Raw genomic sequence first — 21,186 nt, forward strand, 5'->3', positions numbered from 1 at the left:
GCAACTCCAACAATGGTTTGCTGGTTTACCCAGCTACATCAAGGCCTATCTGCCGAATTTAAGCTGCGAAAGTTGAGCTATTAATTCTGGATCACTTGAATGATTTGAACCTTGTTGTTTTTGCCGCTCAATTCCACTTGGGTTTTCGGCTGGTTCAGAACCAGCTTGGAGGTATCGCCAATTAAGCGAACGTCACCCTCTACCGCATAGGTTACGCTCTTCTCCTGTCCGTTAACCTTCTCGGTGATTGTGATCGAGCTGATTTTTCCCTGCTGATCCACCGTGAATTTTTCAAATCCTCCTCTGGCTATCAAGGCATTCCCATACTCGCTGTGGATGACATCGACAAAGACGATAGTATTGTTATACAACCGGACCTTAACAAAATCCCCCGGCTGGATATCGCTCGCCTTCACCCGAACTCCGTTCTTGAAAATAAAGGCATCCGGGTCCAAGCTCAAGTATACATTCTCATTGCCTTGACGGATAGTGAGGGTGTTGTTACTCACGCCGTAAACTACCGTACCCGCACGCAAGGAATGGCCTACGTCCGGAATTTGGTCTCCCGTACGATCAAGCAGGGCAGCAAGCTCAGCGCGAGTCACCGGTTTGTTGGGGAGAAACTTGCCGTTCTCATAGCCTTGGATTAATCCTTTCTCCAGCGCAACGGCAACATATCCTACCGCTCCGGCCGGAATCTGGTCGGCGTCCTTGAAATCAAGCTTCGTATTCATCTTGGCCTTCGCTTCATCCTCAAGCTTCATCGCCTTGACGAGCAGCATCGTTGCCCAGAGACGATCCGCCGGTGCTTCCGGTTTAATGGAAGATTCCGTTTCCAGGAACAAATCATTCTTCAGAGCGACGGAAACATATCCGACTGCCCATGGATATTTCTCTGTCAGCTTATCGGCATCTTTGAAATTCAACGGAGAGTTCTTCGCCTCTTCCGACTCCGCTTGATCCCGCAATCCTAACAAACGGACCGCTGCGGTGATTGCTTCCAGGCGGGTTACAGGCTTGCGCGGCTGGAACGTTCCATCCTCATAGCCTTCGAATACCTTCAGAGCTGCAAGACTCGCAATATGACGGTTGGCCCATTCCACATCCCCGCCGACCATATCATTAAAATCCGCTTTGAATTTATTTTTCGTATCTTTTTTACCCTTGCTTTCCTTCTCTGCTTTCTGTTCCCATTTCGACTGCTCTTTCTTGCTGTTCTCCCAGTTTCCTTTTCCGGGATGGTCTGAAGCTAAAGCGGACGATGCTCCTCCCAGTACGAAGGTGGCCGTCAAACCGCCGATCAGCAGTTTTTTGATAGAAGATGGTGTATTTTTTGTCATCTATGTCCTACTCTCCTTCACATAATAAAATGGGATCAGACCTGTTCGCGAAAGGTTCCCTTAGTACACTACACGGTTCGCCGGATAGAAATCGTTTGAGGGGGTAACAGGAAAATGTTAGACTATACAAAGTGGCTATTCCTACTTAAACCCGCATTCTTGCAAGCAACGACCCTTGAAACAACCTGAAGAAGGAGAGATAAGAAGATTATGCGTTTGAAATGGACCCTCTTAGCCGGACTAGTCCTTCTCGTGGCAGCCGTATTGGCAGTCATTGTTATGAATGGGCCTGCACCGAAAGCGCTAACCGATTTATCGGGTAGTGATCCTGATTCAGCGGCCGTTAAGGAGGAACCGACACCGGAACCCGAGCCGGACGTTGAGGAGGCCTCTACGGATATCGTCGTGATCGGCAGCGAAATGGAAGGAATGTATTTGGCAAGGGCAGCCAAGGATGAAGGCTTGGATGTCGTAGTGCTTGACCCCCGCGAGAAGATCGGAGGGCAGCTGCTGCAGGGCGAGATGCTGTTCCTGGATGAAACGAGAGACGGCAGCGGCAAGCTGCTGGTCCAAGGAAGAGCCAAGGAGCTGTTCGACGGCTTCCGCGCCGGTCAAATTCGCAAGCTTTCGGAGTTCACTGACTATTACAACAACAAGCTGGCGAAAGGCATACCGATCGAATCGGGGATACAACTGAAGAAGATCGAAACAAAGCCGGGGGCTAACGGCGAGGAAACGGTAACTTCTATCCTTTACGTGAAGGCCGATGGCTCCCACCACCGGATAACCGCCTCCTATTTTGTGGAAAATACCGATTATGCAGCGATGGCCGGTCAGCTGAAAGTAAACCGGTTACCGGGACTCGAGGCTTTCTACGGAAAGAACGAAATCGAGTATATGAGCGCAGGCATGATGATGAAATTCAAAAATGTCGATTGGCAAAAATTCAAAACTCATTTCAACGGTTTGACTGCCGCCGAGCGGAACAAAAAGTACGGCTACGGGAATGTTAACGAAAGCTATGCCATTGGCTTGAGCGGAATGACGTCCGCCTATCAGCCCAGCAATGACCGGGTTTTCCTCCGGGGCTTGAACGCCGTTAACCAGCGGGACGGGGAAGTGATTATCAATGCCTTTTTGATCTATGATGTCAATCCGGCGGACGAGCAGTCCGTGAAGGAAGCCATAGAGCTTGGGAAGGCGGAAATCCCGTTGATCCTGGAGCACTTCCGCAAGAACATCGTCGGCTGGGAAAATGCGGAGCTGAATGGATTCCCGGATTACCTGTACATCCGCGAGTACGATCATTACGAGACCGATTATGTCATGCAGGTTTCGGACATGCTGGGCGGCCGCATGTTCTATGATAATATCAGTATTGGAGGATATCCGCTCGATCTGCAGGGTATCAGCGTACAGAAGTGGGGCATCGAGATGGGCAGACCGGACAAATACGGGATGCCGCTGCGCAGCTTCCTGCTGAAAAATTACGACAATGTCATTATGGCCGGTAAAAACGTCGGCTCCTCCGCCATCGCTTACGGCAGCGCCAGAATCCAGCCGAATACGGCTCTGGCTGCGGAATCGATCGGAGTGATTCTCGGTCAAATCGATGGCAAGAAGAAGCTTAAGGAGCTGACGGAAAGCGATTGGCCGCAACTGCATGCTTATCTGCAGGAGAAGTATCAGATCAAACTGACTAATATTCAGGCGACCAACAAGCTGGCAGGATGGACCGAAGAAGAGATCCGCAAGCTGAATGTCGGCGAAATTATATTTCCGCAGTACTCCAGATCCAAGTAATGTCACTCTAATACGATAATTAATGGCAGGAGATCGTGTTCGTTCCCGTAAGGATTACGATCATATTATCTCCGACAAGACAAAGAACCTCGGTAACCCCAATGCGGGATCCGAGGTTCTTCTTGTTGATCTGAAAATGGTTCGCTGGAAACAAGCTGGACGGTTTACCTAATACCCCCGATGGCGCAAAAAGTCCTCCAGCAGTTCCTCCACCCGGTCTTGATCGACCTCCCAATCGATACGAACTCCCCCGGGCTGAATCCCGATATCCGTTATTCGGATAAAGGAAGGAAGATGCTCGTCCAGCCGGAAGCGATATTGGCGCCCCTCCACCACAGCTTGCGGCAGAGTAAGCTGCTTCGCCTTGATCCGTTCCAGTTCAACAACTAATTCCGGAGAGCGCCATTCCGCGCGCAGGTATACGGTAGCCGCGATTGGAATTCTCTCCTTGTACCGAAGGTTGAAGTCTGCTACAAGCCCGCCTTCAGCCAGACGAACATCCGCCCCTTCTATTCGGATATCCGGAGGGAGAGGCAGCGGATGCTCGCTGATCGCTCGTTTGAACAAACTGTTGACTTCCTCTTCGCTTAGGGTAAAAGAAAGCTGCCGGTTACGGATCATCTGTTCTATTTTATCTCTGATATCTATCGGGCGGTAGCTCAGATCCAGAGTCTTATCCGGCTTTACATAAAACAATAAGGCCGCAGTCAAGAGCACAGCTAGTACCAGGAGCAGCACTACTAGGGTGAACAGCCTTTTTGCTATTTTCACAAAGGTCATCCTCTACTGCTTTTTATTCTTCAGCCATTTGGGAGCGCCTTTGTTCTTGCGGTCGCGCAGCCGACTCGTCTTGGCCTTCTTGGCGGAAGATCCTGGTGCAGGTGAATTCGTTGAAGAGTCCTGGATTCTTTTTAGCGTTCCGGTCCGCTTCTTGAACTGCTCTTTGTCTGCTTGGGGAGTAACACTGGAAATAACAGCCTGCTCCTTCATTCGGCCGGCACGGCGACCCCGCTTATCAGCGGGATCAATGATAACTCCCTCATACATATCTTTGTGAACGATAGGGGTTCCGATCGCCTTGGAAAACTTCTCGATGATGAACAGTTCCCCGACCTCGGCCAACGACACGACGGTCCCTCTCCGTCCCATTCGACCGGTCCTTCCTGCCCTGTGCACATAATGATCCGGGTCTACGGGAAGCTGCAGGTTAAACACGTGCGACACCTCCGGAAAGTCAAGGCCGCGCGATGCCACATCGGTGGCAAGAAGCAATTGAAATTTGCCCTCGCGGAAACGCTTGATCGTTCGGGCTCTTTCTTGTTTCCCGGAATCCCCGTATAAGGCTTCCACCGACAAACCGACGTATTGCAGCTTGGCAGCCACTTCTCCCACCTTGTCGGTATCGTTAATAAATACGATCGCCGATTTCGGATGATACAGCCGGACCAGGCGGCGCAAGGTGTCGATCTTGTCCCGCTCCTCGCTTATAAAGTAGATATGCTCAATGGAAGAGGGTGCCATTTGATCGGGGTCTACGCTAAGACGGGTAATCGGGGCTTTCATTAACCGTTCAGCCCAATCACGCAATTCGTTGGAAACCGTAGCTGTAAAGAAAACAAGCTGTCGTTCGCGCAAGGCGCTTTTAATAATCGCCTCTGCTTCATTCCTCTCGCCAAGACGGAACACCTCATCCGCTTCATCGACCACGATCGTACGCACATAATGCATGGACAGCTTCTTCAGCTTGATCAGCTCCAGCACCCTCCCCGGCGTTCCCACCACAATCTGGGGATGCAGCTTAAGCTTGTCGACTTGCCGTTGAATGGAGGCTCCTCCGATCAACGGCTGGGCTATAATCCCGGTATCCGGAACCAACGACTCTATCACCTCAAGAACCTGCATGCCTAACTCCCGGGTAGGCGTCAGAATGACAGCCTGAAGCCGCTTGGATGAACGGTCGATGGTCTCCAGCACCGGAAGAACATAAGCCAAGGTCTTCCCGGTCCCGGTCTGGGAACGGGCAATGAGATCATGTCCTTCGAGTATGGCCGGAATCGCTTCGGCCTGGATCGGGGTAGGGGTCACGATCTTCATCGCATTAAGCTTCTTGATCCAATCATTGTCCAGCGATAACGTTTCGAAACTTGCTTGCATGCCATTCCTCTTTTCTAATTTTATTCTCTTCCAAGTATTCTCGGGCTTTTTTTAATCATTTGTTAATTATTATAGAAGATTGCGGGCGACTATTCCAATCTAGAGAAGAAATGAAGGAAAAGGACCGCCACCCGCAAGGCAACGGTCCCACTTTGTCATTCTCCGCCGGGACAGCATCGAGCTGTCCCGGGGGATTCTATCTTATCGTATTCGCTATTGGCATCGCAATTCCACTATTCTGGCATGGTCCAGCCCGTTCGTCGAATGAACCCGGATGGTTAAACGGCTTACTTTCCGCAACTGGACAGGGAAATCCAATTGACGCTGGTAATTATTGTCGACATGTATAACTTCTGTCCTGCTTCCGTCCTGCTCCGCTTCAATCGTAAACGATTTGAGCGTTTCCGGTTGGGCGCCCCACTTCATTCTGCGGCGAAAGCCTTTCTCGTGTGTCAGCGTAAGCTGACGATGCAGGCCGGTATCGAGAACGAGGGTGATCTGCGAGAGATCGACAGGCTGCCGCCAGCTTAGACTCAGCCACGGCTCACGGTCGGACGGTTCCGCCATCCAGCGATGCGTGCCGGGCATCGTCAGCTCCGGCCTGACCCCTCCGGCACCATGCACTGTTCTTGTATAACCGTCCACCACGTTGAACGCTTCCCCGCCGGGCTGTTCGGAGGAAGCGGTAATCTCGGCCTGTGCCGCCAGGTTTCGGTCTTCGAGTCTCCAGCCGGGAAGAAAGGCGCCCTGACGCAGAAGCTGCTGCTGTGCCTCGTATATAACGGATTTATTCTGCCAGGCCTCCTGCAGCGGGAGGCCCCGTCGTATTGCGCTGGCGGCGAACGTCCCCGCGCCCTCCCCCATGACGGCGCAGGTCGCCATAACCCGCGTGCTGGAGAAGGCAATGTGCGTCGCCGAAATATTCCGTCCGGCAAACATCAGATTGCTTACGTTCCGGCTGATCAGCGAACGCACGGGGATACCGTACATGTATGGCGTCATCGGCTGATTACACGGGTTCTCCTCCTTCGCGTCAATTCCCTGGGGAGGATGCGTGTCCATCGACCAGCCTCCGTACGCGATGACATCTTCAAAATCGACCGCCTGCTCCAAATCGTTCTGGGTCAGGACATGCCGGCCGATAAAACGGCGCGATTCCCGCTTGCCGGGCAGAAAGCCGAACCAATCGAGCGCCCATGTCTCCGACTCCGGATGATGGCCGCTGTTTTTAATATGGTCCCAGACTCCCAGCATAATAGCCAGAAGCTCGTCGCGGATGTCCTCATTATCCTTGATTGTATCCCGAGTCCCCCCATATTCCACCCACCAGTACCCGTATTCCCACGAGCTATGGCTGCGGAATTTCAAGTCCTCCTCGGTAAATTGGCGCGCCCAGGGCGGCGGAGTGAACGGCATAGGTTTACCCATGTCGCGCGTTGTGAACAACAAGGAAGAGCCCAGCCTGTAGCTGTCGCGGTTCGCGGCGGCTCCGGACTCGCCGTACTCATCGGCAGCTTCCCTGCCCGTAGTGAACAGAGCCCCGGATTCTGCGCCAAGCCGTCCATCTCCTGTGCAATCGATAAATATTTCGGCATTCAGGTCGAACTGTTCTTCCGTGCTTTCGCGGTTGGCCTGAGCGGACACTATCCGCTCGCCCTCCATCGCTACTCCTACCAAAGAAGTGTTCAGCAGCAATTGCAGATTAGGCTCCGCCCGGCACTTTTCGTATAAAATCAAATCCAGCATGCTGGCGCTGCTCTGAGGATTCCGGACCGCACATTCCAGGCGGATTTCTTCCAAAATGCCGGTTTCCCTCGCTTCCGTCTCCATTTCTTTGCCTCGCGGACAAGCTCCTACAATATGCATACGAATTTCAGAGGAGGCATTCCCTCCGAGCACCGGACGGTCCTGAACCAAGATGACCTTCGCCCCGTTCCTTGCTGCCGAGACGGCAGCGAGAACACCCGCCATCCCTCCACCCGCCACTACGATGTCGGCGGTCAAGGATTTGCTGCTGCGCAGCTTCGATGTCGACATGACGATCCCTTCTTTCTTATATCGATAAGAGTTTATCTTTATTTTCAATCATAAAGAGATCGCTGTTCATTTTTAATGCACTATTTTATACTACATGTTATACAATATTTCAGCAGACGGAGAGCCACGCAGCTTTCCTCGGAAAAAAAAGGGAGCGATCCGATGCATCAAATGTGGCAAATCATTCCCGCCCTTCACTCCCATGTATATTGGAATAGAAAAGCACGATTTTTATATGAAACGGATACGTACGACAAATGGTGCTTGTTCGTGATCGAGGACGGCTCCTTTGCCTACGGCATTGGAGAACATGAAGGAGAGGCGGCGTCCGGCAGTCTCGTGTTCTGCCCCCCGAACGTGCCTTTTCGCCGCAGGACCATCCTGCCGCTATCGTTTCACATGTTTCTGTTCGATTGGACCTGGGACGCCCCTGTCTGCGCGGAACTGCAGGCCGGGATGGATTCCGACCTTCTTCCTGCAGGCCGAGTGGAGATTCGGGACAGGAACCGCTTAAGATCCGTCTGCGCTTATCTGCGTTCGCTGCCGATAACTAGCGAGCCGTCTGTCCACTTTTGGAAAAACCACCTGCTGAGGGACTGCTGGCTGATGTACTGTGCCGAGCAACATCCCGCGCCGCTCCCTACCGGCAAGGCGACGGAACACCCGCTTATGGACCAAGCAGCGCTGATCATTCGGCAGAAGGCGCACGAGCCTTTGAATCTCGGGGCAGTATCCGCTGCGCTGGGATTGACTCCGGTACAATTTACCCGGAAATTTCATGCGGCCTACCAAATGACCCCCATGGACTACCTGATTACGATCCGCTTGAATCAAGCTTGCACCTTGCTGCGGGAGACAGACCTGACGCTCGACGAGATTGCGGAACGATGCGGCTATCAGAACGGGTACTACATTAGCCGCCTGTTTACACAAAGGCTTAATATAACGCCCTCTGAATTTCGCAGGATGAATCGGATCTGATAATAAGCCCCTGGCAGATGCCGGGGACTTATTTTTTTCATAATTGGTGCAAGCCTAAGAAAATGAGCCGGGCCACAACCATCGGCTCATTTGTACAATGTTCACAAAATGTTCACAATTTTGGACAAACTTTCCATAGAGTTGAATCGTCCAATATATGTAAGAAAAATATAAAAATGGGAGGTATTTAAAATGACCCTAAATCGTATGTTCAAGCCATCCTTGCTGCTCGTTCTTACCCTTGTCCTCTGCTTTGCCATGGCCGGCACAGCCGCTGCAGAACCGGCATCTCCGTACCCTAACGGGGCAAAAACAGCTCCGCCTCCGGAATCCGACATGCATCCGGAACCGATCTTCGTCCACGACTTTACCCCTGCTCCGGGAGATTTCGGAACGTACAAATTCGAACCCTGGCATAAATACCTCGATTCCGGAAACGTGTCGATTACCGACAGAGGCAATGGGAAGGTTGGCTTCTCGGGAACTACTTTCGCCACCCAGAAGGTTAGCACCGTTGCACTCAAGCTGACACTGCAAATGTGGACAGGCAAAGAGTGGATTGATTTGAAGGAAATCGAATTCAAGGACAGTAATGACATCACCGTCTATGGTTCCGACACCCGGGATTGTCTGACAGGCTATTATTACAGGGTGCTTGGCTATCACTGGGTCATTCAGGGGACAGATTTTGAAAGAGGATATACTACAGGAAACTCGATTCTAGTTCTCTAAGGGAGCTTAAGGATCGGTGGATGAATTTAAGAAGGGGCGGACCATTTCCGCCCCTTCCGTATGTCTATACAATAGATTAAATCAGCTTCCGCTTCCCGAAACCTCTCCTTCAAGTCCTCCTGCCGGAACATTCTCTCACTGAAGACTTTCGGCAATGCTGTACAGCTCTTCTACAGAGATTTGACCGGTAATTCTGATCAAGCGGCCCTCATCGGTCAGAATCATATCATTCTTGTCGCTTCCCTGGATCAGCTTCCCCTTGCGACCTTTAATTTCTACATCCTTGACCGTGTCGTTCTCGTCCGACAAGGTGGTATAGACCGTATTTAATTCCAGCACACTCTGCGTGACCAGATAAATTCCGCCTTCCTCATTTTCATAGTAGATAACCGCGTTCAAGGTTTGCCCGTGCTGGTCCAAGGAAAGCTTCACCGAATCGAGCTTATATCCGTCCAGGACATATTGCGGTTCCAGCAAGGGGATGGACGACTTCTGCTTCGCTTCCTCCATCGATATCTTCAGCGTCGTTGAAGCCCGGGAACCGTCCGAATGATCCTCGGGAATGTTTTGAGGCGGCTCCTCCGTCGGTGGAGGCGGCGACGTCTTCGCCCCTGTCCGTTCCTCCAACCCGGACTCCCCGTAGAAAAAGCTAAGCATATTACCGGTCAATTGCTTAAATATTGCAGTCAATGGAGCGAAAGCGTTCGTGATCTGAGGGGTGCTGAATATGAAGGCCCCAATTAGAAGTGAAGCCGCAATGGTCGCTATCCTGCTTCGCCATCTTCTTCTCGCCCTCCTCCTCTTCTCGGCCTTCAGCTTCTCTCTTACTTTCTCCCAAGAGGGGGTAGGATCCGGGACTTCGCAGCGATAGTTCTCACGAACGGCATCTTCGAAGACCGAATCCAACAGCCGATCCCATTCTTCCTCTTTCCTCATCGGTTTCCCCACTCCTCCTTTAATTTATTCTTAATAGCCTCCCGTGCGCGAAACAGCTTCTGCCGAATGCTGCCTTCCGTCACCTGAAGCGCATCGGCCATCTCCTTATAAGAAAGATTATGAATCCACCTCATTTCCACGATTTGCCGATACTCCGGCTTCAATCTATCCAAGTAACGGGCGATTGCCTCCTTCATCATCGTCAGCTCCACTTCCTTGTCTACAGGCAGGGCCTCCCCGCTCATGAAGAACTCTTTGTATAGAAAGACATCATCAGAAAGCAATTCATCACGCTGTCGACTCCATTTTCTTAAAAAACTTAACGTATAATTTTTTGTTAGCGTTTTCAACCAGCTCTCGAATTTTTCCGGTTCCTCCACCTGCGCCGCTTTGTCGATGGCTCTCAGAAAAGCATCCTGAATAATATCCTCAGCGGCCCCATGATCCCGGACCATGGCGAATACAAGCGGGTAGACCAAAGTATAAAACTCCCGGTAGACTTCCCGCTGTAGAGATTCAGACAGTGAATAAAAATCCGCATCGTATAAAAGAATTAAGTGACTTGGCATAGCGTTCCCCCACTTGCATGACTGCATCCGTTCAGATCGTCTTCTATTTTACTACAAGAGGATGTACAAAAGGGTAACCATAGTTTGCTAATGTTTACTATCACTATCTATTGTTGACTTCCATTCTTCAAGTGGGTCTGGATCCAGTCATGGATCTCTCTTAAGGTCCGTTGCTCCTCTGCTTGTGAAAACCGATGCTGCAATCCCTGCATCAGCATAAGCGTATATTTCTTGCCCGCCGCTTCCAAAGCCCGGGCTAACCGGCGCGCGTGCTCAGGGCTGACATGATCGTCCTCCGTTCCATGAATGATCAGAATCGGATGGGAAATATGGGTGGCCCACTCTACGGGCGATCTCTCCTTATATTTCTCCGCATCCTTACGCGGGTGACCTACAACCCTCTTGAGCATCCTCCTCAGGTCCACTCTTTCTTCATAGGTAAGCCTCAAATCGCTTACCCCGCTCCATACGACAATGGGCCCTATCCCACTGCATTCCCTCGCGGCCAGAAGCGCCATGATCGCACCGCGCGAAAAACCGATAAGCGATACCGGATCGCCCGTCGTTTCGTCAAGCGAATGAAGCAAAGCAACTGCGCTAAAGACATCGTGGCGGTCTTCCCCGCCAAATTCATCCTTTCCCCAGCCTCCGTCATTCCCCCGATAGAAAGGAGCGAACACAATGTAGCCCAGCTTGGCCAGAGCGGTCATGCGCGGAAGCTGCACCATCCCGACACGCCCTATTCCTCCACGGCAATATAGAAGCCCCGGAAGAGGATACGGCCGCTTAGGAAGAAGCAGGTAGCCTTTGACCAACAGCCCTTTGCTGGCATAAGTAACCTTATAGGCAGTGACATCCGTTGCCGGCCTGTCCAGACGTTCCTTATGTACAATATGGCCGTCCGGGTAAGGGCAGGTCTTGTTTTCCCCGTTCCGATCCGTTGTCATGTCCGTTTTTCGCTCCATCGTTTCTTCGACTTTATTTTCCCCCAGTCTTTCATATTATAGTTTAATCGGGTGATTACTACGCCCGCCGTTTTAAGGTCTTATCTATTTCCGGTTCAGTACGGAGGCAAACAAGCGATCCGCCCACCGGGGAAACAATTGATACATTTTACTGCCGAGACCGGCAACGAAGGGCAGGTCCACTTCCGCCTTCTTGCGGTGGATGACTTGAATAATGGCCTGAACCACCTGTTCGGGCTTAAGCATGAACCAGGATATATTTTTAACATACTGTCCGCTCGGATCCGCACGGTCGAAGAAAGGGGTATCGATCGGTCCCGGATTTACGGAGGATACTGTAATTCCCGTTCCTGCCAGCTCTTGCCTTAAACAATTGGTAAAACCGAGCACCGCATGCTTGGTTGCCGAATAGCCGGTTGATTTCGCCGACCCTACCTTCCCCGCCATGGATGCTATGTTGACAATTTGTCCGCTTCCGGCCTTCATCATATGGGGAAGCACCGCTTTAATGCATCTGACCGTTCCGAAATAATTAACGTCCATCATATCTTCGATCGAGGACATGGATGCATCCTCCAAACGCTCGAAAATTCCATACCCGGCATTATTCACAAGCACATCGATTCTTCCATGCTTGCTCAATACCTGTGCCATCGCACGGTTAACCTGATCCTCATCCCGGACATCCACCGGCATCCATTCATGCTCCTCCTGGATCTCTTCGGAAATCTGCCGGAGCTTGTCTTCCGAGCGCGCCATCATAACCGGGAAAGCTCCTTCCGCGGCTATTTTTCGGGACAGTAATTCACCGATCCCGCTGGAAGCTCCCGTCACTACTATAATTTGACCGGCTATAGACTTCGGCATATCCATCCCCCGTATTGATCTAATAAAACAAGTGAACGTCACCAGACGTTCTTACCATATTCTAACAAAGCACATACGGGAATACAAAGCAAAACAGAAGGCGCGAAAGCCTTCCATTCTACTTATTTTAATATGGGGGCAAGAAACTATGCAACGACCATTTGGATATCCAATTCGCCGATTCCGTCCATCATTAATGGAACCGAGATCACTTGGCGGGGGGTCCAGATTTTGGCGCTGGCGGGGAGAATGATCCGGGGAGGAGTAATATCCACGTTAAGTCCCTGATTGTAAAGAATGGTGCTGGCATTCCCGCTGATCATGTTGCCCAGCTCCGAAATGGCGCTCCGGCCTATGTCGTCCAGCTCCGTCATCGAAAAGCCGCCCATCATCGCCGATACGAGCTTGAGAGCGACGCCTTCATGGAGGCCAAACATAACATTCCCGTCCATCTGTCCCGTTAAGCCGATCTGAATCCAAACGTAGTTGTCCAGCATCTCGATTTCTTTAAGCCCGTGCTGTCCTCTCGTCGGACGAACCTGGGTCAACTGCTCGATGACCGACGTGGCAGATTCCAAGAACGAATTTATATATTCGGCTTTCATGCCTAAATTCCCCCTCCACTCTAATACTAAAGAATCATAAATATGTACGGTTTTTCCAGTCAAGAGTATTATAAATCAAAATTGTAGAATTGGTAACCTATATTTTAAAACTTTAAGACTAGGACTAAATTCTTAACCTTATATTTGCTGCGGGATGAGATAGTTAGAGACTACTATTTTCTCAAATGCTGCTTAGAAGGATGCCTAATGCAAAACAAAAAAACGCGTCGCTTCCATATGGGAAACTATGCGCCGACACACTCTATTATTTTTAGAAGCACAAACAAAAATCCAAGTCTGCCGCACCCATTGACAGTTTATGGAACGTGATCTATAGTGTGATTATACCACTTGATAAAATTTAGTTTCACTATATGAAACGAAAAGAGGGATCTCATGTTTCAATGGATAGGAATCGATCATGTGCAGATTGCAGTTCCTGCTGGATGCGAGGAAGAAGCCCGTCGGTTCTACGGCGAGATTCTGAGAATGAGCGAACTGCCGAAGCCTGCCGTCTTGAGCCATAGAGGCGGGGTGTGGTTTCAATGTGGCCATCGTCAGCTGCATATTGGCGTTCAGGAAGATTTTCATCCGGCAACGAAGGCTCATCCCGCCTTCGAGGTGTCAGACCTTAACCGTCTTCGGGAACAGCTATCCCGCCATGGGGTAACAATGAAGGAGGATGTCCCTCTGCCAGGAATCTTGCGGGTGCATGTTAACGATCCTTTCGGCAACCGTCTGGAATTTGTTGAAACAAGGAAAGGATAAACGGCTAAAGCCGTCCTTTGGACAGGCGCGTTTACCGATGAAATATAAGAACAGGTATAAGGTGAAACATATACTTTATATTTAAATAAGGGACTGTCCCAAAAGTCATCGAAGATGGCCACTGGGCAGCCCCGTTTTGAAAATTGTTAAACTAAAAAAGAAACCGTTTCTTAGTAAAATGGAAGTGCGACCCACCATTTGAAAGGAGACGGTTTCTTTGTACATTGAATATAACATGGATATAGCCTTCAGCAGCGTCCAACGGATATTCGCGCTTAAAGCCCCATCTAGAGAAGGTTAAGGCAGCGCTCCATAATACCAGGAACTATCATTGCCGATGCCGGATATGGCGGAGAAGAGAATTATGCCTATCTAGTAAAGGAATACGTAACCGCCATCATCAAAATACAGTCTTCGTCAGCCATTCGATCAAGATTCGGATTGCCCTAGGCTCCGGTGACATTAGCGGAAGTCAGCGACCTTATTTCATTGATTTTGGCAGTATTGTAATCCTAACGGAACTCAGTACAGTTATTTGCTTATTTCGATGGCAATACTTCGCGAATTGCAGCCAATAACGGCGTACAGTTCCGTTAACTTTAAAGAATGGCGATATTTCTTTGAATAACGCCTCTCAGTTCCGTAGGCTTTCTCTCTCCTCTCCTCCTCCCTTCCTTCCCCCCCAAAGTCCTTAAGTTACTGACAATATTCAACTGATACGTCCGAAATCTCAATTTTCCTCTAACCACTATCAAATTGTTGTTTCTCCACCAAGTCATGCAGCACCTTACGGGCGTAACGATCAGTTACTCGAAGATGCCTCGCAAGCTCTATTGGTGTAAATGGCCTCACAACTCTTCGCGCATATCGCACTGTTTCCGCCCCCTGCGGCCGGCAGATTAAGCCTTTCGAAATCAGCGGCGGAAATACTCGACAAAGGACAGCCCATAGACCGTACCATAGGCCAACAGTATTGTCCATATCGCCAGGCTGGCCGTCATCCATATAAGCACCGATTTTCGAGGGGAACCGAACGACAGCGCGAGAATGGCCGCAATGTCCGTTCCTACTATCGCAGGGGCGAGCAGTGCAAGTCCGGGCATGCCGTAGCGATCCCAGACCTTCTTGGCCCGCGACCGCTTGCGCGAATTCATCTGCTCCTCCTCCGTCATCCCCTTGCGCTTGGCTCTCCATTCCGTCCATTTTTTAAACCAAATCGCAATGAGAGCTATTGGAATAAAATTGCCTGCGAATCCGAGCAGAGCCACCGGTACGGGCGACAAGCCGGCCAGAATTCCAAGCGGGACCACTAGAAACACCTCCAGCCATGGAGCCGCGGCCAACAGGAAGACCAGTACGTATCCCCAGGTTTCGTTAACTCCATTAAACCAATCGATCCCCATTCCCCATCCTCCCGCTTTCGCTTGTATGCAACTACTATCCTGCCTCCAAAAGCACATTACCTCTATTGTAAAGGATACGGAGTAAATTATAAATTGCCCTTTATCCTTCCCGGTCTTCGATTCCGGGCAGCCGCTTGATCAGCTCCAGAATCACTCGTGCCGTAGTTTCCGCCATGCCGGTCAAATCCACATGCCAATCTACGTACGTGTTCCGGAGTAATATAACGAAATGACATAGAATCACCTTTCTGTATTTTATATGATATTATGTATATTTATTAATAATTGACAGTAGGAAACCTAGGAAAAACTCCTATCGGAGTAATTCCTGGGTGAGCGACCGTTATTATCGCCAAGCAGATAGCACAGCAGCATTGCCTGCTTGGCTGTCGACATATGTGGACAAGGCGATCCGGAGGATGATTGTGCTAGCTACCGTTGGTCCAATTCAATAAACCGGGACAAATACCTTTCCTTAGAGACCGGATTCAGCTTATGCCGGTACCGTTCGTACTGGTCGTTTACAAATTTGATCAAGGAAGCATCCCGGTTCAGCAGTGTCCCGTCTAAATCGAACAGCACCGCCCTCATTTTCTCAGCGCCTCCCGGTACTCAGCCAATTGATGCTTAACATAAGCAGCCGCCTCATTAATAAACCGTTCAATTTTAACAGGAGTAAAATATTCAGGAACGACATCCTGCTCCTGATTGACCTCCGGCCAGGTGAGCACCCGTTCCCGCCATAGGCTTATTTCTTCAGCCGTTAAATACGGGGCGACATCCAGAGCCCTTGCTGCGCGAAGCGAGTCCCATATCCTCGGCCGCCAAGGAGCCTCCCGATACAGGCGGAACTCATTCTTATCCGTTTCCCGGTAATATAAAGTGCGGATCTCCTCTTTGGACAAGCGCGGAGCTACCGCGTCAACATACTCGCGATTCAGTGTCTGGAGCCAATAATAGTCGGTTAACAGATGGGCCGCGTAGCCCAAGATCGTTTGCCGGACGTCCTCCGTACTTTCCGCCTCGAAGTAAGGCCGGACAAAGCCCGGGATAATTCCGTCGGCATCCACTCCGGATTGGGTAATGCCCAAATGAGTTCTTTTCTTATCCTCCCGGTTGCTTCCGGGGCGCATGTGGATCGCATCCGGAGCTACACTGCCAAGCAAAAAAGACGGGCCCGGCTCCTCCTTATCATACTCGTACAGCTTAACGGCCACAGCCAAATGAACCATTTGAGACGGCATCCGTTCCACTCCATTTCCATGTTAGTTGTGGTAATCATTTCCTTATATTCTACCTTATCTAAATCCGCATGAAAATTAAAGCTAATTTTTTGCGGATGCCCGCCGGGTATTTGCCCCCCGGACGGAGCCCATCTTATCGGGGGGCAGTACCAATGCTACTCTGTTCCAGGCCCCTATCCAGCATTATGAGGAAGCAAGCCGGCCGCCAATTCCCGGCAGGTAGGCGGCGGTAGATAGCCCGCTGCCGGCATTACATCCGCAAGCCGATTTGGTTGCCGGAGCTGTACCTTGCCAGCCCCCGGTAGAAAACAAACAGAGCGGCGGCAGTCAGGACAAGGGCGGCCGCCCCTGCCCACAATAGGAAGCTGAAGTCTGCGTTCCGCAGCAGTCCTATCGGCATATAACTGATGAAGCCGGCAGGGATCACCGAGAACAGGAGGAGGCGGACCCAGCCTTTAAAAATATCTGTAGGATACGTGCTGAAAGTGATAAAAATATTAAACAACTGATAGCCGATCCCTTCCGCATTGCCGATATAAAAGGCGAGTGACTGGCTAAGCACGTGAAAGAAAACGAAGAACACCGTAGCCAGCACTGAAGCCAGAACGAAGCGAAGCACTCCAATCAAGGAATGATCCCCGAATATTCCGTATAAAATCACTCCAAACAGCACGTCCCCGATAGCCGATAACGACATTCGGCTCACCAGCACATGAAGCAGGACGGGCTTGGGCTGGGCCAGGTATACGTCCAGCCGGCCGTTAGCCACTATGTTGGCGATTTGCAGCGAGTTGCCGAACAACGTGGCCGACAGCCCGAAGCCTATCGTTCCGATCGCCCACATCATCATGACATCCGTTAGCTCCCATCCGTTCACAATCGGAAAGCTTGTAAAATACACTCCCCAGAAAAAAATCCACACTGTGTTATTGATGAGCATCATTCCCGCCGTCAATAGAAAATTGAGCCTGAACTCCAGCGCCCCCGCCAAATTCAGCTTCCAGCAAAACAAACAAAACCGCAGCAGCTTACCCGCCGTTGACATGAAGCTTCTTCACCCCTCTCCGGTAAATCGCTATCGTTAACAATCCTAAGGCGGCCGCCCACAGCCATTGTACGGCCATCATGCCCAACAGAGTTCCCGGGTCGTAATGGATCGCTGTTTTTGCGGCAAAATAGACAATCGTTTGAAAAGGGAGCCATTCGCAGACCGTCCTCAAGACATCGGGAAACAGCTCCAGCGGCAGCATCATGCCGCCGATCGTAAACAGCATTTTATCGTACACGAATGCGAGCCCTTGAGTTTCTTCCAGCCAGAAAGCGCACAGAGACAAAGACATGCGAATGAAATAGTTAATCGTGAACGAGCCGATAACGATCAGTCCGAAGCCGGCCCAGCCCCATCCGAGCTGCGGCGACCCAATTACGAGCAGGCCAAGCATTCCGCCTACCACGAGATTCACGGCCAAGCGAATCAACGCTTCTCCCATGTAACTGACATAATGATAGCCCACATAGCTCAGCGGCCGGGATAATCTATAGGCTACCGTGCCGGTTTTGACCTCTTCCTCGATCGTCACATTCAGCTTCGGGGAGGCCATAATGATCGCCTCGGCAAAGATCAGGTACCAGATAATTTCTCCATAGCGGTAGCCGGCAATCTGCTCTTCTCCGACACCGGCATAGGTTACCGTCCACAGCTGCACGAAGATGAACAGAATGACTATCAAAAATAAGGAGCGGATCACAAAATCCAGCACATAAGCCAAATGATTGCGCAGCGTAATGCTTCCGACCGCCGCATATTTCGCTGCTTTCAGCGCCAGTGAGGATGGTGACAGTACGGCAGATACCGTCCAGCCTTTCCGTCGCATTCACCCCGCCTCCTTCCCGGACCGCTCATAAATATGCGTAATGACTTCTTCCATCGGCGGGTCTTCAATCGTTACATCCTCCAGCTCGTAGTGCCGGACAATATAGCCGAGCACTTCCTCCACCGTAATGATTTCCGTATGAATATCCAGCCGGAGGCGGTTATTTTCCAGTTCGATCAGCTCAACTCCGCGAATCCCGATGCCGCCTGTTTTATAGGGCTGGGAATCGCCGCTTCGCCGGCCGTTACTTTCCAGCCGCTCCTGCCCCTCATTCCGCCTCTCCCGCTCCTCGCTTCCGGCCATTCCTTCCGGTCCCCAATGCCGGGGCTCACTTCGCAGCTCGAGAGTGACCCGCTTCATCGTCAAATACTCCCGCTTCATAACGGAGACCGGATCGTCCAGAATAATCCGCCCGTCGTTAATGACTACGGCCCGGCTGCACAACTGCTCCACGTCCCCCGCATCATGAGAGGTGATGAATACCGTCGTCCCTTCCTGACGATTCATCTCGCGGATTGCCTCCCGGATTTTCTGCTTGGCAATCACGTCGAGGCCAATGGTGGGCTCATCGAGAAACACCAGCTTGGGGCGGTGCAGCAGGGCGGCCGCCAGCTCGCATCTCATTCTTTCCCCCAGCGACAGCTTGCGCACCGGAACGTGAAGATAAGCAGACAGGCCAAGACGCTCAATCAGTTCGTCCCTCCGCTGCTTGTAATCGTTCCTTCCCAGTTCATAAATCCGGCTCATCAACTCGAAGGAATCCGCCGGAGGAAGGTGGTACCAGAGCTGGGATTTCTGCCCGAAGACCGATCCGATCCGGTACGCCAGCTTCGACCGCTCTTTCCACGGACAGTAGCCGATCACTTCAGCATGCCCGGAGGTCGGATGGAGAATTCCGGTCAGCATCTTGATCGTCGTCGATTTACCGGCGCCGTTCGGGCCGAGGAAAGCCAGCATCTCCCCCTCCTCCACCGTAAAATCAATCGGATGCACCGCCACCTTCTCTACCCACTGCGGCGCTACAAGCGAGCGAAAGCTGGCCAGGAGCCCCTCCCTCTTCTGTTTGCGGATAAATTGTTTGCTCAGTCCTTCCACACGAATAATCTTCATCCTTTTACCTCCTTTACCGGCCAACGGGCGGCGGATATTTTATCCTGATAAAGCGAAAAAGACCTCCCGCAAGCCGCCGATTAAGGCGGAACTTGCCGAAGGTCTTTTATCCCTACGGTGTAGCGCATCCTATTGCCCTATGCGCCGATCTCGCTCGGTTCGACCGGTTTGTAATGAGTGCAAACCGTCGGCTCCCTAGAGATCCTTCCATCCAATTTTGTAAGATTCTAACATCGGTTGTTCCAAAACGCAACCTTTTTTTATTTTTTTATATATTGCGGAGTCTGAACCGTCCGGAAGAACAAGATTCCGTCATACTGTTCCCGAGGAATAAACAGCTCCTCAAACATGCCCCAATACAGTCCGGTCCGGGGAGTAAACATCCATGCGTTCCACACTCTCCGCTGCTCATTCTTCAGGTCTGCGAACAAATACGGATGACCGGTTTCATTGAGCAGATACTCCACGCTTCCCGGCTGGACCGGGATGAAGGGAGAATCTTCTCCCATATTGTCGCCCGAAACTCCGCTATGTGCATACAAACCGATCACATAGCTTTCCTCGCGCAGCTTTTCCGGAAGCAGCTCGGTCATATTAGGCGTGTTATAGGTATTGCCGACGGTCGTATTGCTTTTGCGAATATGGAAGTTATGTCCCCAGACGATGATTTTCTTATCCGGATAAACCTCCTCGGCGAGCCAGGCCAAGTTATCCGCCATCGCCCTATCCCGCAAATACATCGTATCCTCTTCCAGACGGAACTCCGGCATCTCCCCGCTTGCAACCGTCACTCGCTGCTTAATGCTCGCTTCGAGAACCGTATTCACTAACTCAATACGGTTGTTCAGTACCCGCTTGGTTACATTCAGCAGCTCGGGATCATCCGGGTAGGCTTGTTTCAGCTTCTCGCCATTGGCCTGCAAGAACGCGGAAATTTCTTGCAGCCCTTGCAAGAGCGCGGGCTTTTCCTCATAAAACTGCTCCAAATCATTGTTATCGCCGGCATACCACGACCAGATTTTATCCTCCAGTTGATTCCATTTCCCGGCCATTTCCGAATCAACAGGGCCTATCCACTTCTGAATGAAGTCACGGTAAGAGTACAGGGTCTGGTTGTCGAATCCGGTTAGAATTAGCGGATTCTCCGAATTCCGGCGGTCGGCTATGTATTCGAACAGAGGCAGCGCCTCCTGTGTGTGCCAAACCGGGTATACGGAGCTTCTCATCAATTCCAGCGGACTTAGAGAATCCGATTGAACATAGGATGAGAATGCTGCATCCAGGCCCGATTCGAAGGCAATTACGTCAAATCCCATTTCCTCGTGCAAAAATTGAATAAGTCTAACTTTGGAAAGGTTGTATTCGGAGGCACCGTGAGTACTCTCCCCAAGCATGACTATTCTCGAATCCCCCACAAGAGACTTCAGAAACTGTAAATCTTTAAACTTATCCTCGTCTCCCTCACCTACGTCCCCGCCCTTCACAGAAGCAGGCTGGATCGTTTCCAACGGGTGCACGACACCTTCCAAATAGTCCTTCCATAACCGGAGAACATGATCCCCTTCCCGATATTGAATGGATTGAACGACGACAGGGGTCTCCTCATTAGCCAGAACATTCGGAGCGGCTGTCAATACTCCGGAAGCGGCTATCGTTATTCCAAGCACTGTTTTAGCGACAAGCTGTAATCTTTTTCGTGCCATGTACTGTCTCTCCCTTTTGATGTCATTGGCTTGTTCGGGCGAAACCATCCGCTGTGCCTAACCTATTCCTTGCCAACCAATATTCTTTAAATCGA

General features: G+C 51.1%; 20 protein-coding genes. 4 read left to right on the forward strand and 16 right to left on the reverse strand.

Going from position 1 to position 21,186, the window contains the following annotated elements; genetic code table 11:
- Window positions 1–80 precede the first annotated feature (80 nt).
- Window positions 81–1,340 carry an S-layer homology domain-containing protein gene (locus ACTHRH_RS09610; RefSeq protein ID WP_379291518.1) on the reverse strand — a complete coding sequence of 420 codons (1,260 nt, stop codon included), beginning with the start codon at window positions 1,338–1,340 and terminating at the stop codon, window positions 81–83.
- Between the two features lie 210 nt (window positions 1,341–1,550).
- Here ACTHRH_RS09610 and ACTHRH_RS09615 point away from each other — a divergent pair, with 210 nt between their 5' ends.
- Window positions 1,551–3,143 carry an FAD-dependent oxidoreductase gene (locus ACTHRH_RS09615; protein WP_440415292.1) on the forward strand — a complete coding sequence of 531 codons (1,593 nt, stop codon included), beginning with the start codon at window positions 1,551–1,553 and terminating at the stop codon, window positions 3,141–3,143.
- 168 nt (window positions 3,144–3,311) lie between these two features.
- On the opposite strand, the gene ACTHRH_RS09620 is transcribed toward ACTHRH_RS09615, so the two are convergent.
- The 3 genes from ACTHRH_RS09620 to ACTHRH_RS09630 all read right to left on the reverse strand — a co-directional run bounded on the left by ACTHRH_RS09620 (window position 3,312) and on the right by ACTHRH_RS09630 (window position 7,334).
- Entirely contained in the window at window positions 3,312–3,914 is a 603-nt protein-coding gene (locus ACTHRH_RS09620; RefSeq protein WP_440415294.1) for a hypothetical protein, read from the reverse strand.
- Between the two features lie 12 nt (window positions 3,915–3,926).
- The gene (locus ACTHRH_RS09625; protein WP_150959685.1) at window positions 3,927–5,297 is read right to left on the reverse strand and encodes a DEAD/DEAH box helicase; all 1,371 of its coding nucleotides are present in this window, start codon (window positions 5,295–5,297) and stop codon (window positions 3,927–3,929) included.
- A 213-nt stretch (window positions 5,298–5,510) separates the two neighbouring features.
- Complete coding sequence (locus ACTHRH_RS09630; RefSeq protein ID WP_440415296.1) at window positions 5,511–7,334, reverse strand: FAD-dependent oxidoreductase; 1,824 nt, start codon at window positions 7,332–7,334, stop codon at window positions 5,511–5,513.
- Between the two features lie 162 nt (window positions 7,335–7,496).
- On the opposite strand from ACTHRH_RS09630, the gene ACTHRH_RS09635 reads away from it, so the two are divergent.
- Window positions 7,497–8,315: a helix-turn-helix domain-containing protein gene (locus ACTHRH_RS09635; RefSeq protein WP_379291525.1), complete on the forward strand. Its 819-nt coding sequence runs from the start codon at window positions 7,497–7,499 to the stop codon at window positions 8,313–8,315.
- Between the two features lie 192 nt (window positions 8,316–8,507).
- The gene (locus ACTHRH_RS09640) at window positions 8,508–9,047 is read left to right on the forward strand and encodes a hypothetical protein (protein WP_379291527.1); all 540 of its coding nucleotides are present in this window, start codon (window positions 8,508–8,510) and stop codon (window positions 9,045–9,047) included.
- 135 nt (window positions 9,048–9,182) lie between these two features.
- Here ACTHRH_RS09640 and ACTHRH_RS09645 read toward each other — a convergent pair whose 3' ends face one another.
- The 5 genes from ACTHRH_RS09645 to ACTHRH_RS09665 form a co-directional block, all read right to left on the reverse strand.
- Window positions 9,183–9,983: a DUF4367 domain-containing protein gene (locus ACTHRH_RS09645; RefSeq protein WP_379291529.1), complete on the reverse strand. Its 801-nt coding sequence runs from the start codon at window positions 9,981–9,983 to the stop codon at window positions 9,183–9,185.
- The gene (locus ACTHRH_RS09650; RefSeq protein ID WP_440415299.1) at window positions 9,980–10,552 is read right to left on the reverse strand and encodes an RNA polymerase sigma factor; all 573 of its coding nucleotides are present in this window, start codon (window positions 10,550–10,552) and stop codon (window positions 9,980–9,982) included. Before ACTHRH_RS09650 ends, ACTHRH_RS09645 begins: the two co-directional genes overlap by 4 nt.
- 107 nt (window positions 10,553–10,659) lie before the next feature.
- Window positions 10,660–11,499: an alpha/beta hydrolase family protein gene (locus tag ACTHRH_RS09655; protein WP_440415301.1), complete on the reverse strand. Its 840-nt coding sequence runs from the start codon at window positions 11,497–11,499 to the stop codon at window positions 10,660–10,662.
- A 102-nt stretch (window positions 11,500–11,601) separates the two neighbouring features.
- Complete coding sequence (locus ACTHRH_RS09660) at window positions 11,602–12,384, reverse strand: SDR family NAD(P)-dependent oxidoreductase (RefSeq protein WP_440415303.1); 783 nt, start codon at window positions 12,382–12,384, stop codon at window positions 11,602–11,604.
- A 146-nt stretch (window positions 12,385–12,530) separates the two neighbouring features.
- Entirely contained in the window at window positions 12,531–12,989 is a 459-nt protein-coding gene (locus tag ACTHRH_RS09665) for a chemotaxis protein CheX (RefSeq protein ID WP_144939836.1), read from the reverse strand.
- A gap of 396 nt (window positions 12,990–13,385) precedes the next feature.
- Here ACTHRH_RS09665 and ACTHRH_RS09670 point away from each other — a divergent pair, with 396 nt between their 5' ends.
- Window positions 13,386–13,757, forward strand: a complete 372-nt coding sequence (locus ACTHRH_RS09670) for a VOC family protein (protein ID WP_440415306.1) — start codon at window positions 13,386–13,388, stop codon at window positions 13,755–13,757.
- A gap of 914 nt (window positions 13,758–14,671) precedes the next feature.
- Here the strand turns inward: ACTHRH_RS09670 and ACTHRH_RS09675 are convergent.
- The 7 genes from ACTHRH_RS09675 to ACTHRH_RS09705 all read right to left on the reverse strand — a co-directional run bounded on the left by ACTHRH_RS09675 (window position 14,672) and on the right by ACTHRH_RS09705 (window position 21,091).
- Window positions 14,672–15,160, reverse strand: a complete 489-nt coding sequence (locus tag ACTHRH_RS09675) for a small multi-drug export protein (protein WP_144940477.1) — start codon at window positions 15,158–15,160, stop codon at window positions 14,672–14,674.
- A gap of 432 nt (window positions 15,161–15,592) precedes the next feature.
- Window positions 15,593–15,751 (reverse strand): HAD hydrolase-like protein, encoded by a 159-nt coding sequence (locus ACTHRH_RS09680; RefSeq protein WP_144940480.1) that lies wholly within the window; start codon window positions 15,749–15,751, stop codon window positions 15,593–15,595.
- Window positions 15,748–16,404: a hypothetical protein gene (locus ACTHRH_RS09685; RefSeq protein WP_379291539.1), complete on the reverse strand. Its 657-nt coding sequence runs from the start codon at window positions 16,402–16,404 to the stop codon at window positions 15,748–15,750. Before ACTHRH_RS09685 ends, ACTHRH_RS09680 begins: the two co-directional genes overlap by 4 nt.
- Window positions 16,405–16,654: 250 nt before the next feature.
- Window positions 16,655–17,449 (reverse strand): ABC transporter permease, encoded by a 795-nt coding sequence (locus ACTHRH_RS09690; RefSeq protein ID WP_144940483.1) that lies wholly within the window; start codon window positions 17,447–17,449, stop codon window positions 16,655–16,657.
- Window positions 17,433–18,278 carry an ABC transporter permease gene (locus tag ACTHRH_RS09695; protein WP_440415309.1) on the reverse strand — a complete coding sequence of 282 codons (846 nt, stop codon included), beginning with the start codon at window positions 18,276–18,278 and terminating at the stop codon, window positions 17,433–17,435. The genes ACTHRH_RS09690 and ACTHRH_RS09695 overlap by 17 nt, the downstream gene beginning before the upstream one ends.
- Window positions 18,279–19,388: an ABC transporter ATP-binding protein gene (locus ACTHRH_RS09700; protein ID WP_379291542.1), complete on the reverse strand. Its 1,110-nt coding sequence runs from the start codon at window positions 19,386–19,388 to the stop codon at window positions 18,279–18,281. It lies immediately after the preceding gene.
- A 260-nt stretch (window positions 19,389–19,648) separates the two neighbouring features.
- A complete protein-coding gene (locus ACTHRH_RS09705) occupies window positions 19,649–21,091 on the reverse strand; it encodes an erythromycin esterase family protein (RefSeq protein WP_440415312.1) in 1,443 nt (480 codons plus the stop codon).
- Window positions 21,092–21,186: the final 95 nt, after the last annotated feature.

The sequence above is a fragment of the Paenibacillus sp. SAFN-117 genome (genome assembly GCF_051966115.1).
GTDB lineage: Bacteria > Bacillota > Bacilli > Paenibacillales > NBRC-103111 > Paenibacillus_L > Paenibacillus_L residui.

Bases quoted from the DNA above. Each gene is read 5' to 3' on its own strand.
- ACTHRH_RS09695 (WP_440415309.1), bottom strand. From the start codon at position 18,278: ATGCGACGGAAAGGCTGGACGGTATCTGCCGTACTGTCACCATCCTCA.
- ACTHRH_RS09675 (WP_144940477.1), bottom strand. From the start codon at position 15,160: ATGGGGATCGATTGGTTTAATGGAGTTAACGAAACCTGGGGATACGTA.
- ACTHRH_RS09690 (WP_144940483.1), bottom strand. From the start codon at position 17,449: ATGTCAACGGCGGGTAAGCTGCTGCGGTTTTGTTTGTTTTGCTGGAAG.
- ACTHRH_RS09670 (WP_440415306.1), top strand. From the start codon at position 13,386: ATGTTTCAATGGATAGGAATCGATCATGTGCAGATTGCAGTTCCTGCT.
- ACTHRH_RS09645 (WP_379291529.1), bottom strand. From the start codon at position 9,983: ATGAGGAAAGAGGAAGAATGGGATCGGCTGTTGGATTCGGTCTTCGAA.
- ACTHRH_RS09635 (WP_379291525.1), top strand. From the start codon at position 7,497: ATGCATCAAATGTGGCAAATCATTCCCGCCCTTCACTCCCATGTATAT.
- ACTHRH_RS09665 (WP_144939836.1), bottom strand. From the start codon at position 12,989: ATGAAAGCCGAATATATAAATTCGTTCTTGGAATCTGCCACGTCGGTC.
- ACTHRH_RS09630 (WP_440415296.1), bottom strand. From the start codon at position 7,334: ATGTCGACATCGAAGCTGCGCAGCAGCAAATCCTTGACCGCCGACATC.
- ACTHRH_RS09640 (WP_379291527.1), top strand. From the start codon at position 8,508: ATGACCCTAAATCGTATGTTCAAGCCATCCTTGCTGCTCGTTCTTACC.
- ACTHRH_RS09615 (WP_440415292.1), top strand. From the start codon at position 1,551: ATGCGTTTGAAATGGACCCTCTTAGCCGGACTAGTCCTTCTCGTGGCA.
- ACTHRH_RS09680 (WP_144940480.1), bottom strand. From the start codon at position 15,751: ATGAGGGCGGTGCTGTTCGATTTAGACGGGACACTGCTGAACCGGGAT.
- ACTHRH_RS09610 (WP_379291518.1), bottom strand. From the start codon at position 1,340: ATGACAAAAAATACACCATCTTCTATCAAAAAACTGCTGATCGGCGGT.
- ACTHRH_RS09660 (WP_440415303.1), bottom strand. From the start codon at position 12,384: ATGCCGAAGTCTATAGCCGGTCAAATTATAGTAGTGACGGGAGCTTCC.
- ACTHRH_RS09705 (WP_440415312.1), bottom strand. From the start codon at position 21,091: ATGGCACGAAAAAGATTACAGCTTGTCGCTAAAACAGTGCTTGGAATA.
- ACTHRH_RS09650 (WP_440415299.1), bottom strand. From the start codon at position 10,552: ATGCCAAGTCACTTAATTCTTTTATACGATGCGGATTTTTATTCACTG.
- ACTHRH_RS09655 (WP_440415301.1), bottom strand. From the start codon at position 11,499: ATGACAACGGATCGGAACGGGGAAAACAAGACCTGCCCTTACCCGGAC.
- ACTHRH_RS09700 (WP_379291542.1), bottom strand. From the start codon at position 19,388: ATGAAGATTATTCGTGTGGAAGGACTGAGCAAACAATTTATCCGCAAA.
- ACTHRH_RS09685 (WP_379291539.1), bottom strand. From the start codon at position 16,404: ATGCCGTCTCAAATGGTTCATTTGGCTGTGGCCGTTAAGCTGTACGAG.
- ACTHRH_RS09625 (WP_150959685.1), bottom strand. From the start codon at position 5,297: ATGCAAGCAAGTTTCGAAACGTTATCGCTGGACAATGATTGGATCAAG.